Raw genomic sequence first — 15,242 nt, 5'->3', positions numbered from 1 at the left:
TGGGGGTGAGGGCGCGGCGCAACGGCGCCGCTGAGGCGGGCGTGATGGGGCGCCGGCATCGCCGACGCCCCACGACTCACTTGGACAGCCAGACCCCGTCGAGCAGCGACGTGCCGTTCGGGACGACGGTGAGCCCGTGCACGGCCGTCGAGGTCGCGGTGCTCTGCGCCGTGTAGTCGAGAGAGAGGTTCGGGACGTCCTGCGCCACGATCTCCTGCAGCTGCGCGTAGATCTTTTGGCGGGCGTCACCGTTCGGGGTGATGCGTCCCTGCGCCGCCAGCTCGTTCACCTGCGGGTTGTTGTACCCGGTGTGGAACGCCTTCGACGGTCCGGCGCCGTCGACCTGCCAGGTCGTGACGTTGTCCGGGTCCGAGGTGTCCGCGATGACCGTGGTGAGGGCGAACTGGTAGTTCCCGGCCGGGAACTCCGTCCAGAAGGTCGCGTTGTCGACGGACTTGATGTCGACCGTGATCCCGATCTTGCCGAGCTGCGACTGGATGACCTGCGCCTGCTGGTCGCGCGACTGCGATCCGCTCTCCACGAGCAGCGTGACCTTGCCGGTGTCGGACGTCGCCGCTGCGAGATCCTTCTTCGCGTCGTCGATGCTGTACCCGAGGACGGTGGCTTTCTGGTCGGAGTACTGCACGGTGCTCGGGATGTACGTGGTGCCGGCGGTCGCGGTGCCGAACGTCGTGTTCTTCGCGAGGGCGGCACGATCGATCGCCTGCGCGACCGCGCGACGGGCGGAGCGGTCGGCGAACGGACCGGTCGTGGTGTTGAAAAAGATCTCGTCCTGATTCCAGCTCGGGGTGCTCAGCAGGTGCACGTTCTGAGCGGACTGCAGGTCGGAGACGCTCGCCGGCGCGATGCCCTCGGCGATCTGCGCCTGCCCGGACTTGACCAGCTGGGCGAGCTGGTTGTCATCGCCGGCGACGATGTAGGTCACGGAATCGACGTACGGCTTGCCGTGCTGCCAGTAGTCCGCGTTCTTCTTGAGCGTGATCTTGCCGCCGGCCTTGTCCCAGTTGCCGACCGTGAACGGGCCGCTCGCGACGGGGGCTGCGAAGAACGCGGCCTCGCTCTCACCCTTCAGGTCCTTGGGGACGATGCCGGAGGAGAACGTGGAGAGCTCTGCGAGCAGCGGCGAGTACGGCTGCGACAGGGTGATCGTCACGGTCTGCGGGTCGGTGGCCGTGACCGCCGTGATGGGCGCGGACAGCGGGAGCGCACCTCCCTTGTCGAGGTGGCGCTGGATCGAGTAGGCGACGTCGGCCGATGTCAGGGCGGAGCCGTCGGAGAACGTGAGGTCCTTGCGGAGCGTGAACGTCCAGGTCAGGCCGTCGGCGGACGTCGTGTAGGCGGAGGCCAGCCTCGGTTCGATCTCGCCCTTGCCGTTCTGGACGACGAGCGTGTCGAAGACCTTGTCGAGCGTGTACGCGTTGTTGCTCGTGAGTGTGTCCGGCACCGGGTCGAGGCTCGTGACCTCTGCTCCGAGGCGCGCGATCGTGATCGATCCGCCCGACCGGGGCTTCGCGTCATCGCTGCTGGAGGCCGCGGTGCCGGAGGCGCACCCGGTCAAGACGAGCGCTGCGATGGCGCCGGCTGCGAAGATCCCCCCGAATCGTCCGACTCTGATGTTCATTCCTGTTCCCTTCGTGAGTGCATGTCGGTTCGGGCGGGGTTGATCGTCCGGTCATGCTGCGTAACTCTGGGGAGCCTAATGTGCACACGCGTATACATTAAAAGCGCGAGCAACAGTTCGTCATCGACCGCCCGGCGCTCCCCCCTGGCGCCGGCGCGGTCGTGTGGCTGGCTGGCTCGCTCCATCCAGCACCCCACCGCGTACCGCACCGCCCCGCTCCCACCCGCCGATGGAGCCCCGTCCTCGACGCGCCGTCGTTCCCCGCGAGCCGGCTCGACGCCCTCGCCACTCGGATCGGCCGTCTGGTCGGAGCCGACGACCAGGACACCGTCATCGTGCCCGGCGAGGCGATCGTCGCCCTGGAGGCCGTGGCACTCGAACTCGGCCACAAGAGGCAGCGTGTGCTCAACCTCGCGACGAGCCACTACGGGCTGCTGTTCGACGAATGGCTGCGTCGGAACGGCGCGTCGGTCACCACGATCGAGCCCACCCGCCGGGGCGGCGCCATCGACCCTGCCGTTGTGGAGGCCGCGCTTCGCGACGGCACCTTCACCGCGCTGAGCCTCGTCCACGGCGAGGGCGCGACGGGCATCGTGAACCCGTTGAAGCGTCTGCTCGCCATCGCATCGGCCAGTGGCGTCGTGACGCTCGTGGATGCAGTGGCCTCCGTCGGAGCCGAACCGATCGATGTCACGGCGCTCGGCGCCGACATCGTCGTCGTCGGTCCGCAGAAGGGCTGGGCGGGGCCGTCAGGCGTGTCCGCCGTCGTCATCGGCGAACGCGGTTGGGCGGCACTGGAACGCCCGGCCGGCGCGACCTCGTTGTCGTCGGTGTCCCTCCTCGACCTCCGCCGCGACTGGATCGACACCGATCGCACCGTCATCCCCGGCACTCCCCTGACCCTCGAACTCTGGGCGCTGGACGAGGCCGTCTCACGCGTCGAGGCAGAGGGATCCGATGCGCTCGTCGCGCGGCACCGCACGGCCGCCGGCGCCACCTGGCAGGCCATCCGCGCCCTCGGCCTGGAGCCCTGGGCCGCCGATGTCGCAAGCGCCTCCGGACTCGTCACCGGCCTCCTCCTCCCGGACGGCGTCGACCGCGCCGCGATCCTCACGGCGACCGCCAGGTACGGCGCAGCGCTGACGGCCGGCGTCGGACCGGTGCCGGCGAACCACGTCCGGCTGAACCACACGGGCGCCCGCGCGGCGTTCGGCCCGATCGTCGCGGACCTCGCCGCCCTCGCGAGCGCGCTCACCGCAGCGGGCGTGCGGGTCGACATCGCCGCATCGATCGCCGCACTGTCCGAGGCCGACTGGTCGCGCTGAGCTGCGGAACGCAGCCGGCGCACATCAACACCACCCAGCACACCGGAACCAGGACACGGACATGACCGACGGACACCTGCACCTCAACGCCTTCGAGAACTTCTCCCCAGGCAACATCGCGTCCGGGCTGTGGCGCCACCCCCAGGACGACTCACGCGCCTACAGCTCGCTGCGGTACTGGACACGGCTCGCCCGCGACCTCGAGGCGGCCGGGTTCGACGCGATCTTCCTCGCCGACATCCTGGGTGTCCTCGACGTCTACCAGGGCGGCCCGGACGAAGCGCTCCGCACCGCCAGCCAGGTCCCCATCAACGACCCGATCACCCTCGTCTCCGCGATGGCGGCGGTGACCGAACGCCTCGGCTTCGCCGTCACCTCCTCCCTGAGCTACACACATCCGTATTCCTTCGCGCGGACGCTCACGAGCCTCGACCACCTGAGCGACGGGCGGGTGGGATGGAACATCGTCACCTCCTTCCTCGACAGCGCGGCGCGCAACCTCGGCACCGGACGGCAACTCGACCACGACGCCAGGTACGACCGCGGGGACGAGTTCCTCGAGGTCACGCACAAGCTCTGGGAGCTGTCCTGGGATGCCGATGCCGCCGTGGTCGACAAGGAGGCCGGCGTCTACGTCGACCCGACGCGCGTCCGGCCAATCCGCCACACCGGGGAGCACTTCACCGTTCCGGACGTCTTCATCGCCGAGCCGTCACCGCAGCGCACCCCCGTGCTCTTCCAGGCCGGATCGTCCTCCCGCGGGCAGCGGTTCGCGGCGGAGCACGCAGAGGGCGTGTTCGTCCACGGCATCCGTCCGGAGATCGTGGCCCCCATCGTCGCCGATGTCAGAGCCGAGGCGGAGCGGGCTGGGCGCGGCCGCTCGTCGATCCGCGCGTTCGCCGTCGCGACGATCGTGACGGGCGAGACCGACGAGATCGCGCAGGCGAAGTTCGCCGACCTCCAGCGGTACGCGGACTACGGCGGCGCCATGGTCCAGCTGGCCGGCCCCATCGGCATCGACGTCTCCGATCTCGACCCCGACGTCGCCATCAGCGACATCGAGACGAACGGCGCCCAGTACGCCGCGAAATTCTTCGCCTCGGCGGACCCGGAACGACGCTGGACGCTCAGAGAGGCCGCTGAGTACATGGCCGTCGGCGGAATGGGACCCACGATCGTCGGCTCCGGCGCGAAGGTTGCCGACGAGCTGGAACGCTGGGCAGAGGTCGCGGACCTCGACGGGTTCAACCTCGCCTACGCCGTACGCCCTGGCACCTTCGACGACATCATCCGGTACGTCGTGCCAGAGCTTCGGCGGCGCGGACGCCTCCCCCGGCCGGAGTCCGGCAGACGCACGTTCCGCGAGGCGCTGTTCGGATCGGGCCGGTCGGCGCTCTCCGCTGACCACCCGCACTGGCGCGTGCAGATCTGAGCGACGCCGTGGGCACAGAACGCAATGGTCGGGAGCACATCCGACCACGCTGGTAGCATCCGGCGTACGGAACCATTCGAGGGGCGAGGACAATTCCTTGGGACGCACAGCGGCGCACGACCACTACCAGACCCTGCGGAAGCGTATTCTCGGCGGCGAGATCGGCGTCGACACGCGCCTGTACGAGAGCACGCTGACCGGCGAGCTCGGCACATCGCGAACCCCCATCCGAGAAGCCCTGGCGATGCTGGAGCAGGACGGCATCGTCGAGCGGGAGCCGCGCGGATATCGGGTGCGCCGCCGGAGCACGCAGGAGGTGCTCGACTACTTCGACATCCGGACCGCGCTCGAATCGGCGGCGGCTGCGAGCGCCGCGATCAGGGCGACCGAGCTGGAACGCGCCCAGATGATCGAGATCCTCAGACGGGCCGGTGAGTCGGAGCCGGTCGCTGCGGCCCATCTGCACCGGGACTGGCACAAGGCGCTCATCGCCTCGTCGCACAACGAGGCGCTGGGCGAGTTCGTGGAGCGTGCCGAGGTGATGATCCTGCTGCACGAGAAGCCGTGGCCGGTGTCCATCGCCGGCACCGCCCAGTCGCAGCGCGAGCACCTGCAGATCCTCGACGCCGTGCTGGCGCGGGACGCCATCGCAGCGCAGTCGCTGATGTCCGAGCACATGGCGCGGGCCCGCGACTACCAGCTGCAGTCCCTGGTCGACCGTCACTAGCCCGGTCTGACCGTTCGCAATTCAGGAGCGGCCCCGGCGTGTCGGGCCGGAATGCGGATGCCGGGGCGACACGCCGAGGGTGCTCCTGAGTTGCGAACAGGAGCCGGTTACGGGACGGGGACTGCGGAGGGCGTGGAGGCGGCGGGGACCGCGGACGCCCAGAGGGCGTGGAGCTCTGCCGCGACGGCGGGGGCAGCGACGAGGATGCCACCGTCTGCGGGGAACAGCGACGTCTCACCGGACTCGGCCAGGACGGCGCCGCCGGCCTCATGCACGATCAACGTCGCCGCGAGGTGGTCGACGGCGCTGAACGAGCCGATGACCGCCCCTGCCCCGCGCCCCGCGGCGACCCCGACGAGGCTCAGGGTGCCGGATCCCATCACCCGGACCGTGCAGTACCGATCGGCCAACTCGTCGCACAGCGCCCGCATCCCCGCCCACGGCCGATGCCCGGCGAGCTCCGTGCTCACGATGCTGCCGGACAGCGAGAGCGCGCCGGGCACCGGCAGCTGACGCCCGTCCAACCGGGCGCCCCGACCGACGCGAGCATCGAACACCTCGCGCAACCACGGATCCGCGACCACCGCGAGCACCGGCTCGTCATCGATCGCGAGCGCGAGCGAGAACGCGCTCCACGGCATCCCGTTCGCGACGTTGGTGGTTCCGTCGACCGGGTCGAGGTACCAGGTGGGGACGCCCTGGCGCGCGACGCCGCCGTACTCCTCGCCGACGAACGCGTGCGAGGGGAACCGCTCCCCGATGACGGCGCGCACGTGCCGCTCGATGCCGGTGTCGACATCGGTCACGAGGTCGGCCGGGTTGCTCTTCGTCGCGATCTCGCCGAGCGCGATGGTCGCCGTGGTGTCGACCGCCCACTGCGCCAGTTCGATCGCGGTGGTGTGGGCTGAGGTGAGTTCGTCGTCGTTCATCGTGCGGCTTCCTGGTTGAGCTGGAGGTGCGGTTCTGCGAGGTGGGGCTCTGCAATCTGGGGCTCTGCGAGCGGGGCTTGTGCGAGCTGGGCTTCTGCGAGCACCTCGTGCAGCAGGTCCAGTCGGTTCGAGGTGATCGTGTCCGCGCCCATCGCGATCACGGCGCGCATGACCTCCGGGTCGTCGACCGTCCACACGGTCACGCTGGATCCGGCGTTGTGCACGGCCGCCGCGATCTCGGCGGTCATCGCGTGGTACGGCGCGTTCACCGTCACGGGCCGGATCGCGGCCAGCTCATCGTCGGTCGGCGGCCGGAGCTCTCGCCACGGCAGCCAGACGCGGGCGTCGGCGTCGATCTCGCGGAGCAGCCGCATGGCCGTGATGTCGCCGCACCAGTCCACCGCGACGCCGGTCCCGCCCAGGACCTCGGCGACGACCCGATGCGACGGGGCCGCGAACGCGACATCGTCCATGTCGATCACGAGCAGGCTCGACACCCCGATGAACAGCGGCAGGACGTCCGCCAGCAGCGGCGGCCGCTCCTCGAGCCCGCCGAACGCGAGCAGGTCAGCAGTCGGGGTGTCGGCGATCGCCCGCTCGTCGCCCCACAACCGGGTGAGCGTCGGGTCGTGCAGGACGACGACGTCGCCGTCGGCCGTCAGCCGCACGTCGATCTCGACGTACCCGGCGCCCTTCTCGATCGCTGACCGGACCGCCGGCATCGTGTTCTCGCGGTGCACACTCGAATCGCCGCGGTGGGCGGAGGCGATGGGCGTCATGCCGCCACCTCTGCCCGCGCGTCGACGAGGCGGCCGTCGCGGAACGCGAGCGCCTTCGTGATGCCGGCGAACCCGATCTCGCCGACGAACGGCGCCGTCCCGGACAGGTACGCGCGCAGCGTCACGTCCTCCCGCCGCAGGAGGACCTCGTGGAAGTGGCCGTGCGGGACCACCCGTTCGACTGTCGCACGCAGACCGCCGGCGAACGCCGCCTGCGAGAACGTGACGTCTTCCGGGCGCACACCGACCACATCGGAGGCGGCAGCAGCAGCACCGCCGGCTCCACCCGCACCGCCACCGCCGACCAGCACCCGCACCCCGTCGAACGTCCCCTCGAACCGGTTGAGCGAACCGATGAACGTCGCCACGAACTCCGTCGCCGGCCGCGCGTACAGGTCGGCCGGGGTGGTGAACTGCTCGATCCGTCCGCCATTCATGACCGCGACGCGGTCCGACATCGACAGCGCCTCCTCCTGGTCGTGCGTGACGATGATGGTCGTGATGCCGAGGCGCTGCTGGATCTCACGGATGTCCTCCCGCACCTTCACCCGCAGCTTGGCGTCGAGGTTGCTGAGCGGCTCGTCGAGCAGTAGCACAGAGGGCTCCTGCACCAGTGCCCGCGCCAGGGCGACCCGTTGCTGCTCGCCGCCGGAGATCTGCGACGGCCGGGAATCCCGGTGGTGACGCAGGTTCACGAGCCCGAGGACCCGATCGACCCGCTCCTCGATCTCCGCCTTCGGACGGCGACGGAGCTTCAGCGGGTATGCGACGTTCTTGAAGACCGTCATGTGCGGCCAGAGCGCGTAGTTCTGGAACACCATCGCGCTCGGTCGGCGGTCAGGACCGAGGGAGGTGACCTCATCGCCCGCCATGAGGATGTCGCCGCCGTCCGGTTCCAGGAAGCCGGCGATCATCCGTAGCGTCGTCGTCTTGCCGCAGCCGGAGGGGCCGAGGAGGGAGACGAGTTCGCCCGGCTCGACCGTGAGATCGAGGGCGTCGATGATCGTCCGCCCGCCGAGCTCCTTGTGCAGGGAGCGCAGCTGGAGTCCGCCTGGTGCGACGGGGATGCGTGTGTCGTTCGTCACGTGTGTGCCGTTCATTTGATCTGGAACCCTTCCGCGAGCTGTCCGCCCATCACGTGCTTGCGCACGAGCAGCAACAGGACGATGGAGGGGATGGAGAGGAGGATGGAGAAGACCGCCGCGACCTGCTTGGGGTAGTTGAGGACGAGCGTGTACATCTCGGTCGGCATCGTGAGGATGTTCGGCGCACCGACCAGATAGGTGCCCTGCGCCTCGTCGAACGCGGCGAGGAACGCCATCACCACACCGACGAGGATGCCGGGCAGCGCCAACCGCATCGTCACGGTGAAGAAGACCCGGATCCGCGATGCGCCGGCGTCCCGCGCGGCCTCTTCGAGCGCGCGGGGCACGGCGGCGAAGGCCGCAGCCGGGATCCACGTCATAAAAACGACCGTCCCGAGCAGCTGCACGATCACGATGCCGGCGACCGTGTTCATGAGGTCGAGCGCGTAGTAGACGGAGGCGAGGGTCGCGAACAGGCCCATCTTGGGGAACGCGTTGGTCGCGAACAGGCCGATGAGGAAGGTGCGACGACCGAAGAAGTCGAACCGGGCGAACGCGTACGCGGCCGGCAGGCAGATGACCGCTGAGCACAGCACCACGATGGGCGAGATGAGGAGCGAGTTCTGGATCGCGGTGCCGAGGCCGGCGTCGGAGAACACGGTGTTCCACCAGCGCAGCGTCCACGAGTCGGGCAGCAGGTTGGGGTACGTCCAGTTGCCGGCGAACGCGTGCACCCCGAGCCAGACGAGCGGGCCGAGGATGAAGACGAGCAGCAGGATCGTGAACGCGACGATGCCGATGCGGCGCGCGATGGAGCCCGCGGTGATCGGGCGGCGGCGCGCACGACGGGCGGGGGCGCGATGCACGATGGACGCACTGGACGCAGCAGGTGCCGCGGACGCGGCGGGTGCCGCGGCCAGGACCGGGCCGGCGGAACCGGCGGCGGCAGCGGCGGCGGCAGCGGCGGCAGCCGCACCGGTGGTGGTTGCAGTCATCAGACCCGTCCTTCCTTGCGAGCGCTGCGGAAGTTCGCCCACACGTAGAGGGCGCCGATCCCGGAGGCGGCGAGGAACACCACGAACGCCATCACGATGGACTGTTGCGGCTGGTTGTAAGCGGTGAAGTAGCTCGTGAGCGCCACCCCGAGCATCGTCGGCGAGTTCGGGCCGGTGAAGTAGGGCACGGTGTACGACCCGATGACGCCGATCGCGGTGAACGTCGCGGCGATCACCACCGGAACCGTCGACATCGGCAGCAGGATGGTCCGCACGATGCGTGCCGTCCCTGCGCCGGCGTCGCGTGCTGCATCGATCAGGGCGTCCGGGACGGACTGCAGCCCCGAGGTGATCATCAGCACGGCGAACGGCAGCGAGGTCCACGCGGAGCCGATGATCACGGCGACGATCGTGTACCCCCAGGTCGGACCCTCGATCCCGAACTGCGCGAACAGGCTCCGCAGGAACCCGTCACCCGCGTAGAAGGTGAGGATGGCCCACGATGCGATGACCACGGGGATGAACAGCGGGACGATCGCGACGGCCGAGAGCATCCGCGCGACCCACCCGCCCGTCAGGCGCAGGTAGAGGCCGATGCCGCCGGCGAGGACGAGGACGAGCGCGGTGCTCGCGATCGTGACGAGGAGCGTCACGCCGAGGTCCTGCCAGAAGACCTCGGTCGTGAAGACGTCCTGATAGGCGCCGGCGTTCGGGACGAGCCCCGACGCCTGGTGCACGTTCTGCCCGACCGCCGCGACGACCGAATTCAGGCCGCCGGTGAAGCCGACGCTGAACCCGAGCGCGAGGACCACCGGGACACCGATGAACAGTGCGATGACGACGACGGGCGGCAGCGCGAGGAAGAAGCCGGGGAGGGAGAGCCGCGATGCACGTGCACCGCGGCTCCCCGTTCCCACCCGGCGGGCGGGGATGGTCGACATTACTTGCCGGGGACCTTCTGAGCCCAGGCCTTATTGAGGTCGGCGGCCATCGAGGCGAAGTAGGTCGGGCGCAGGTGCGCGATGTCGGCGTCCTTGAACAGGTCCTGGACCTGCGACGGGAGCTTGTCGAGCGCGATCACCGGGTACCCGGAGATGCTGTCGGACACGAGCGCCTGGCCGTCGGATGACAGCAACCAGGAGACGAGCTTCTCAGCGCCGGCCTGGCGGGGAGATGCCGAGGGGATGCCGAGGTAGCTGGCGCCACCGGTGAAGGATGGGTCCGAGATCTGCGTGTAGGAGATGTTCGCCGGGATCTGGCCGTTCTTCTTGCCGGTGACGAACTGGTCGCTCCACACGGGCGCCATCGAGATCTGCCCGCTCGACAGGAGGTCGAGCACCTGGTTGTTGCCGTTCGGGTAGACGCCGCTCTGGTACACGTACGGGTTCAGGCCGGCGAGGGTCGCGAAGCCGTCGTTCCACGCCGTCTCGGTCTCCGGGGCGTAGCCCGTCGCCATCTTCGTGCGGGTGTCGGCCGGGATCGTCTTGTCGAGGACGGTCGTGACGAACGCCTGGCCGCTGCCGCCGGAGTCTGGCGAGTTGTAGGTGAACTTGCCCGGGTTCGCCTTGATCCAGGCGAGGAGGTCGTCGAGGGTCTTCGGCGGCGTCGGAACGGCCTTGGTGTCGTACGCGAGGACAACGCTCGAACCGCGGTAGGGGATGCCGCCGTTGCCGCCGGCCTTGAGGACGTCGGCCGGGACGTCCTTGACGCCTGGGACCTCGTCGGCGGTGACCTTGGTGAGCAGGCCGCTCGCGGCGATCTGCGAGACGAACCCGGCGTCGACGAGGTCGTAGCCCGGGTCCTTCTTCTGGACCGTCGCCGCGGTGAGCTTCGCGACCGTCTGCTGGTCGTGCAGACCGTGGAGGTCGAAGTCGACCGCGACCGTGTAACCGGGGTTGGCCTTCTCGAACGCGGGGATGAGGGTCTTCTGCCAGAGGTCCTGGATGTTCGTGTCCGCGCTGAGGAACACGGTCAGTTTTTTGCTGTCCGCGCCGGAGGCGTCGGTTGCAGAGCTTGTCGCGCAGCCGGTCAGAGCCAGGCCGGCTGCGGCCACGACCGCGAGGGACGTGAGCAAGCGGGGGAGTTTCACGGGAGGTCTCCTGTTGACGTGAGGTTGGTCGTCGGCCGGGGGTGGGCCGAGCGAGATCACGATAACAACGCTGCGCATTTCTGACGATCTCTGCGCAAATGGTTTCAGATAGACGATCCACACTGTTCACCGCGCATTCATATGAGCACAATTGCGCACCGTTTTTGCGGTCTTCCCGTCATCTCGGTGTTCATTTGTGCGGATATGATCTCGGCCATGATGACCCACCAACGCGAAGCTGCGATCCTCGAACGCCTCCGCGCGGTCGGGAGTGTGACGGTCGACGAACTCTCCGGACTGCTCGATGTGAGCGGCTCCACGATCCGCCGCGACCTCGAACGCCTCGAACTCTCCCGCCGGTTGCGACGCGTCCACGGAGGCGCCCACGTGCTCGCCGTCGACGACGGGCCGGAGGTCCTCATCGACGTCGACGAGGACACGAAGGAGAAGGAGGCGATCGCCAGGGAGGCAGCGTCCCTCGTCGCCGACGGAGACGTCGTCCTCCTCGACATCGGCATCACCACGATGCGCCTCGCCCGCCACCTGCGCGGCCGCGAGATCACCGTCATCACCAACAGCCTCGCCGTCCTCGACGCCCTCCGCGACGACGACGCCGTCTCCCTCGTCCTCCTCGGCGGAATGGTCGGGCAGAAGCCGCGCACCCTCGTCGGACCGCTCACGGAGGAGACCCTCGGGATGGTGCGGGCGGACATCGCGTTCGTCAGCAGCACGGGGATCCGGCCGGACGGGTCGATCGTGGTGGACCTGTCCCAGGAGGCGACCATCAAACGTCGCCTCCTGCAGGCCGCCGATCGGGTCGTGCTGACCGCCACGACCGCGAAGTTCCCGGGGACCGGGTCGATGCGGATCGGCCACCTCGCCGATGTCGCCGTGCTCGTGACGACGACGGGCGCCGATGAGGCGACCATCGCACACTGTCGGCAGGCGGGTGGACGCGTGATCGTCGCGGATGCGCTGCGCGTGGAGGCGTAGGCGCTGCATGGCAGAAGGACAACCGCGCGAGGGAAGGACGTCTTCTCGCGAAACGTCCTTCTCTCGCGCGGTTCGCCTGTTCTCGTGCAGTGGCCGCTCGCGCGCGGACGCCGCTCCGGCTCCCGGAGCCGCCCCCGGCCAGCCGACTCCGGGCTAGCCTGCGGCCGTGCGCCGCGCCATCACGAGCAGGCCGACGACCGCGATGCCCGCGAAGATCGCCGGGATGATGAACACGTGCGGAAGACCGATGGCTGCGACGCCCAGCCCGCCGGCCAGGCCGCCGATCGCCGAGCTGATCGCCGTCGAACTCAGGAAGATGGCCGAGGCCGTCGCCACCGCCGTTGGCAGCAGTCGTTGGGCGACGATGATCCCGAGCGCCGCGAACACGCCCCACACCGCCCCCATCAGGATCTGGCCGGCGAACAGCCCCGCCGCCGTTCCCGTCCACGCGAAGCACAGGTTCGCGATGACGCCGCACGCGGCCGCGATCGCCATGAGCTTCGTCATCCCGATGCGACGCCCGAGCAGCACCGCGACCGGGATGAGCGGGAGCTCCACCAGCGGCTGGACCCCGATGATCGCGCCGCTGAGCGCCGGCGGGAACCCGAGCTGCTCGTTCATGTAGAGCGGGAGGTAGGCGTACTTGACCGACTCCCCCGCGTACACGCACACGTAGAGCGCGGTGAACGCGAGCAGCGGGAGCATCGGGAGCATCGTGCGGAAGGTGGGGGCGCCCGTCGTGGTGGCCGGGGTGACGGCGACGGCTCCGGTGGTCGCAGCCGCATCGCCCGGGATCGGCGATGACAGGGCCGCCGTCGCCGCATCGCTGGCCGTCGCTGCATCGGCCGGCGGCATCGCATCGTCCACGACCGTGCGCGGCGGGGTGCCGCGGAGCGTCCCGAGCGGAATGATCTGTGCGAGCGTCGCGACGGCGACCACGAGGAACATCGCCCGGAACCCTGAGGCCGCGGCGAGGAAGGAGCCGAGGACGGGGCCGATGACCCACCCGGCCGTGAGCGCCATGCGCACGATGGCGACGACGCCGTCGTCTGCGCGTGTCGGGTGGGCGGCGAGTTCGTCGTGGATCGCGGCGAAGAGCTGCGAGGTCGCTGCGCCGGCGAACCCGAGCACCACCGCGCTGATCACGAACGGCATCCACAGCTCGGTGGAGAACGCGATGCCGACCCAGCCGAGGAAGCCGAGCGCCGCGCAGATCCGGAAGAGTCCGAGTCGCCTGCCGGTGCGGTCCGACCGCGCGCCGATGAGGTAGCCGGCGATCGGCGCGGTGAGGTTGGTGAGGTAGTAGAGGCCGGCGACGGTGAGCGATGCGCCGAGCTCGGTGACGAGGTAGGACGCGATGAGCGGGGCCGCTGCCGAGATGCCGAGGCCGGAGAGGAACAGCGCGAGCGTCGATGCGCGGTAGAGCGGATGCTTGAGCACCAGCCGGATGGACGATGGCACCTCCGGAGTGGGCGCCGATCGGCCGCCCTGCTCGGTGCTGACGCCGATGACCGGCACGCCGACCGGTGGGGTTTCGGGCGCTGCGGTCGTCGCGTCGTTGAGGTCTGCCATGCCGAACAGCTTGTCACGATCAGACACTTTGTTCAATTGAACGGCAATCTTGCATTTTAAGGGGTACTGCGTGCCAGTTAATGCATCTATCATGTTCATATGAACATGCATCGTGATCGTTTGATTGCGGAGTTCGATGTGGATGACGGTCGATTCAGATGACGAAACACTTGCTTGTGGACTTCGGCGAAGTCATCAGCGAGGCGCAGCCGGCTGCGGCCGTGATCGGGATGGCGGCCGTCGTCGACATCCCGACCGAGGAATTCCGGGAGCGGTACTGGGCCGCCAGGCAGCCGTACGATGCGGGGCAGCCGGCTCACGAGTACTGGGAGCGGGTCGTCGGACGGCCGATGCGCGGCACTGAGCTCGTCGAACTGCGGCGTCTCGACATCGAGAGCTGGACGCACCTGAACTTCGCGACGATCACGGCGCTGCGGGACGCATCGAGGCGTGGCGCGCAGCTGACGCTGCTGTCGAACGCGCCACACGACCTGGCGCAGGAGGTCGGCCGGTCGGCGGCGTTCACCGAGCTGTTCTCCCTCCTGCTGTTCAGTGCGGAGTTGCGGTTGGTGAAGCCGTCGCTGGAGATCTTCGACGTCGCGCTCGCGCTGTCGGAGCAGGCGCCTGAGGACACGCTGTTCATCGACGACCGGGCGGAGAACCTGCGGGCGGCGGAGGTGCGCGGCATCAACACGCACCACTTCACGACGCCGGCCGTCCTCGATGCCGCACTTCGCGAGATCAACTTCCTGCCGACGCGCGAGGAGCGACGGCTGCGTCGTCGGCCGGCGTCGGCGCTGCGCGCCTGGAGTCGCTGAGCGCGCCCCGTCCTGCCCCGTCCCGCGCCCTGCGCCGCAAAAGGAGAACCGCACGGCAGAAGGACGTTGTGCGAGAAAACGTCCTTCTGCCGTGCGGTTCTCCTTCGCTCAGGCGGCGCGCGGTGTGCTCCTCTGCGGGCTACGGCGCTTCCCAGAGCTCGATCGGGAGCCCTTCCGGGTCGTGGATGCGCGCGAAACTGCCGTATTCGGTGGCCGTCCACTCCGGCCGACGTTCGACGGCGATGTCGGCTGCTTCGAGCGTCGCGACCAGCGCATCGAGTCCGGTGACGCGCAGGTTGAGCATCACGGACTGATCGGCAGCGAAGTAGTCGCTGTCGGCAGGGAACGGTGCGAAGACCGTCGGTCCCGCTTCCTGCTGCCAGATCGACGCCTGGCCGGCATCGATCCCGAGGTGTTCGCGATACCACTCCGCTCGCGCCTCCGGATCGCGACTGCGGAAGAACAACCCGCCGATTCCCGTCACACCCATGTCCAGCCCTCCGTGTCCTGCGCTCCTACGTTCCTGCACGCTCGCAGTCCTCCGCTTTCGCAGTCCTACGCTCTCGCAGTCCTACGCTCTCGCAGTCCTGCGTTCTCGCCCGACCGTACGCACCCACCCCGCCCCGGTCAACCACCTCCAGCCCGCGAACTGTCACTCGTGGCGACTTTCACCGGATCGTTTCCGGCCACGACTGCCAGCTCGCGAGCTGTCAGTTGTGGCTGGTCTGGTGACGTCAGAACCGCCACAACCGACAACTCGCGAGCTGAGGGCGGACGAGGGCGAGCGGCGGCGGGGACGGCGGGCGGGCCGTTAGCATCGACGTGCGTCGGGATGAACGCCGACCGAACCGGACCC

General features: G+C 69.1%; 14 protein-coding genes. 5 read left to right on the top strand and 9 right to left on the bottom strand.

The window, feature by feature from the left end; translation table 11 throughout:
* Positions 1–76: 76 nt before the first annotated feature.
* Positions 77–1,642 carry an ABC transporter substrate-binding protein gene (locus ACL9RL_RS01120; protein WP_422778370.1) on the bottom strand — a complete coding sequence of 522 codons (1,566 nt, stop codon included), beginning with the start codon at positions 1,640–1,642 and terminating at the stop codon, positions 77–79.
* Between the two features lie 161 nt (positions 1,643–1,803).
* On the opposite strand from ACL9RL_RS01120, the gene ACL9RL_RS01115 reads away from it, so the two are divergent.
* The 3 genes from ACL9RL_RS01115 (at position 1,804) to ACL9RL_RS01105 (ending at position 5,126) form a co-directional block, all read left to right on the top strand.
* Entirely contained in the window at positions 1,804–2,967 is a 1,164-nt protein-coding gene (locus ACL9RL_RS01115; protein ID WP_422778369.1) for an aminotransferase class V-fold PLP-dependent enzyme, read from the top strand.
* Between the two features lie 61 nt (positions 2,968–3,028).
* The gene (locus ACL9RL_RS01110; protein ID WP_422778368.1) at positions 3,029–4,399 is read left to right on the top strand and encodes an LLM class flavin-dependent oxidoreductase; all 1,371 of its coding nucleotides are present in this window, start codon (positions 3,029–3,031) and stop codon (positions 4,397–4,399) included.
* A gap of 97 nt (positions 4,400–4,496) precedes the next feature.
* Positions 4,497–5,126, top strand: coding sequence for a GntR family transcriptional regulator (locus tag ACL9RL_RS01105; protein ID WP_422778367.1), 630 nt, complete (start codon positions 4,497–4,499; stop codon positions 5,124–5,126).
* Positions 5,127–5,233: 107 nt separating this feature from the next.
* On the opposite strand, the gene ACL9RL_RS01100 is transcribed toward ACL9RL_RS01105, so the two are convergent.
* The 6 genes from ACL9RL_RS01100 to ACL9RL_RS01075 are packed head-to-tail and all read right to left on the bottom strand — an operon-like array spanning position 5,234 to position 11,003.
* On the bottom strand, positions 5,234–6,055 hold the full coding sequence (locus tag ACL9RL_RS01100) for an inositol monophosphatase family protein (RefSeq protein WP_422778366.1): 822 nt from the start codon (positions 6,053–6,055) through the stop codon (positions 5,234–5,236).
* Positions 6,052–6,834 carry a glycerophosphodiester phosphodiesterase gene (locus ACL9RL_RS01095; protein ID WP_422778365.1) on the bottom strand — a complete coding sequence of 261 codons (783 nt, stop codon included), beginning with the start codon at positions 6,832–6,834 and terminating at the stop codon, positions 6,052–6,054. The genes ACL9RL_RS01100 and ACL9RL_RS01095 overlap by 4 nt, the downstream gene beginning before the upstream one ends.
* On the bottom strand, positions 6,831–7,934 hold the full coding sequence (locus ACL9RL_RS01090; RefSeq protein WP_422778364.1) for an ABC transporter ATP-binding protein: 1,104 nt from the start codon (positions 7,932–7,934) through the stop codon (positions 6,831–6,833). The genes ACL9RL_RS01095 and ACL9RL_RS01090 overlap by 4 nt, the downstream gene beginning before the upstream one ends.
* Complete coding sequence (locus ACL9RL_RS01085; RefSeq protein WP_422778363.1) at positions 7,931–8,914, bottom strand: ABC transporter permease; 984 nt, start codon at positions 8,912–8,914, stop codon at positions 7,931–7,933. The genes ACL9RL_RS01090 and ACL9RL_RS01085 overlap by 4 nt, the downstream gene beginning before the upstream one ends.
* On the bottom strand, positions 8,914–9,855 hold the full coding sequence (locus ACL9RL_RS01080) for an ABC transporter permease (protein ID WP_422778362.1): 942 nt from the start codon (positions 9,853–9,855) through the stop codon (positions 8,914–8,916). Before ACL9RL_RS01080 ends, ACL9RL_RS01085 begins: the two co-directional genes overlap by 1 nt.
* Entirely contained in the window at positions 9,855–11,003 is a 1,149-nt protein-coding gene (locus ACL9RL_RS01075) for an extracellular solute-binding protein (protein WP_422778361.1), read from the bottom strand. The genes ACL9RL_RS01080 and ACL9RL_RS01075 overlap by 1 nt, the downstream gene beginning before the upstream one ends.
* Positions 11,004–11,219: 216 nt before the next feature.
* Here ACL9RL_RS01075 and ACL9RL_RS01070 point away from each other — a divergent pair, with 216 nt between their 5' ends.
* Complete coding sequence (locus tag ACL9RL_RS01070) at positions 11,220–11,996, top strand: DeoR/GlpR family DNA-binding transcription regulator (RefSeq protein WP_422778360.1); 777 nt, start codon at positions 11,220–11,222, stop codon at positions 11,994–11,996.
* A 153-nt stretch (positions 11,997–12,149) separates the two neighbouring features.
* Here ACL9RL_RS01070 and ACL9RL_RS01065 read toward each other — a convergent pair whose 3' ends face one another.
* Complete coding sequence (locus tag ACL9RL_RS01065) at positions 12,150–13,595, bottom strand: MFS transporter (protein ID WP_422778359.1); 1,446 nt, start codon at positions 13,593–13,595, stop codon at positions 12,150–12,152.
* Positions 13,596–13,726: 131 nt separating this feature from the next.
* Between ACL9RL_RS01065 and ACL9RL_RS01060 the strand changes: the two genes are divergently transcribed.
* Entirely contained in the window at positions 13,727–14,386 is a 660-nt protein-coding gene (locus ACL9RL_RS01060) for an HAD-IA family hydrolase (RefSeq protein WP_422778358.1), read from the top strand.
* Positions 14,387–14,525: 139 nt separating this feature from the next.
* On the opposite strand, the gene ACL9RL_RS01055 is transcribed toward ACL9RL_RS01060, so the two are convergent.
* Positions 14,526–14,876 (bottom strand): VOC family protein, encoded by a 351-nt coding sequence (locus ACL9RL_RS01055; protein WP_422778357.1) that lies wholly within the window; start codon positions 14,874–14,876, stop codon positions 14,526–14,528.
* Positions 14,877–15,242: the final 366 nt, after the last annotated feature.

The organism is Plantibacter sp. Mn2098, assembly GCF_049319745.1.
Taxonomy (GTDB): Bacteria; Actinomycetota; Actinomycetes; order Actinomycetales; family Microbacteriaceae; genus Plantibacter.
The sequence above is the reverse complement of the archived record's forward strand: the minus strand, read 5'-3'. Positions and strand labels throughout refer to the sequence as shown.

Excerpts from the sequence above, each read along its gene's own strand:
- ACL9RL_RS01095 (WP_422778365.1), bottom strand. The coding sequence starts at position 6,834 with ATGACGCCCATCGCCTCCGCCCACCGCGGCGATTCGAGTGTGCACCGC.
- ACL9RL_RS01055 (WP_422778357.1), bottom strand. The coding sequence starts at position 14,876 with ATGGGTGTGACGGGAATCGGCGGGTTGTTCTTCCGCAGTCGCGATCCG.
- ACL9RL_RS01085 (WP_422778363.1), bottom strand. The coding sequence starts at position 8,914 with ATGACTGCAACCACCACCGGTGCGGCTGCCGCCGCTGCCGCCGCCGCT.
- ACL9RL_RS01060 (WP_422778358.1), top strand. The coding sequence starts at position 13,727 with ATGACGAAACACTTGCTTGTGGACTTCGGCGAAGTCATCAGCGAGGCG.
- ACL9RL_RS01080 (WP_422778362.1), bottom strand. The coding sequence starts at position 9,855 with ATGTCGACCATCCCCGCCCGCCGGGTGGGAACGGGGAGCCGCGGTGCA.
- ACL9RL_RS01100 (WP_422778366.1), bottom strand. The coding sequence starts at position 6,055 with ATGAACGACGACGAACTCACCTCAGCCCACACCACCGCGATCGAACTG.
- ACL9RL_RS01090 (WP_422778364.1), bottom strand. The coding sequence starts at position 7,934 with ATGAACGGCACACACGTGACGAACGACACACGCATCCCCGTCGCACCA.
- ACL9RL_RS01070 (WP_422778360.1), top strand. The coding sequence starts at position 11,220 with ATGATGACCCACCAACGCGAAGCTGCGATCCTCGAACGCCTCCGCGCG.
- ACL9RL_RS01120 (WP_422778370.1), bottom strand. The coding sequence starts at position 1,642 with ATGAACATCAGAGTCGGACGATTCGGGGGGATCTTCGCAGCCGGCGCC.
- ACL9RL_RS01110 (WP_422778368.1), top strand. The coding sequence starts at position 3,029 with ATGACCGACGGACACCTGCACCTCAACGCCTTCGAGAACTTCTCCCCA.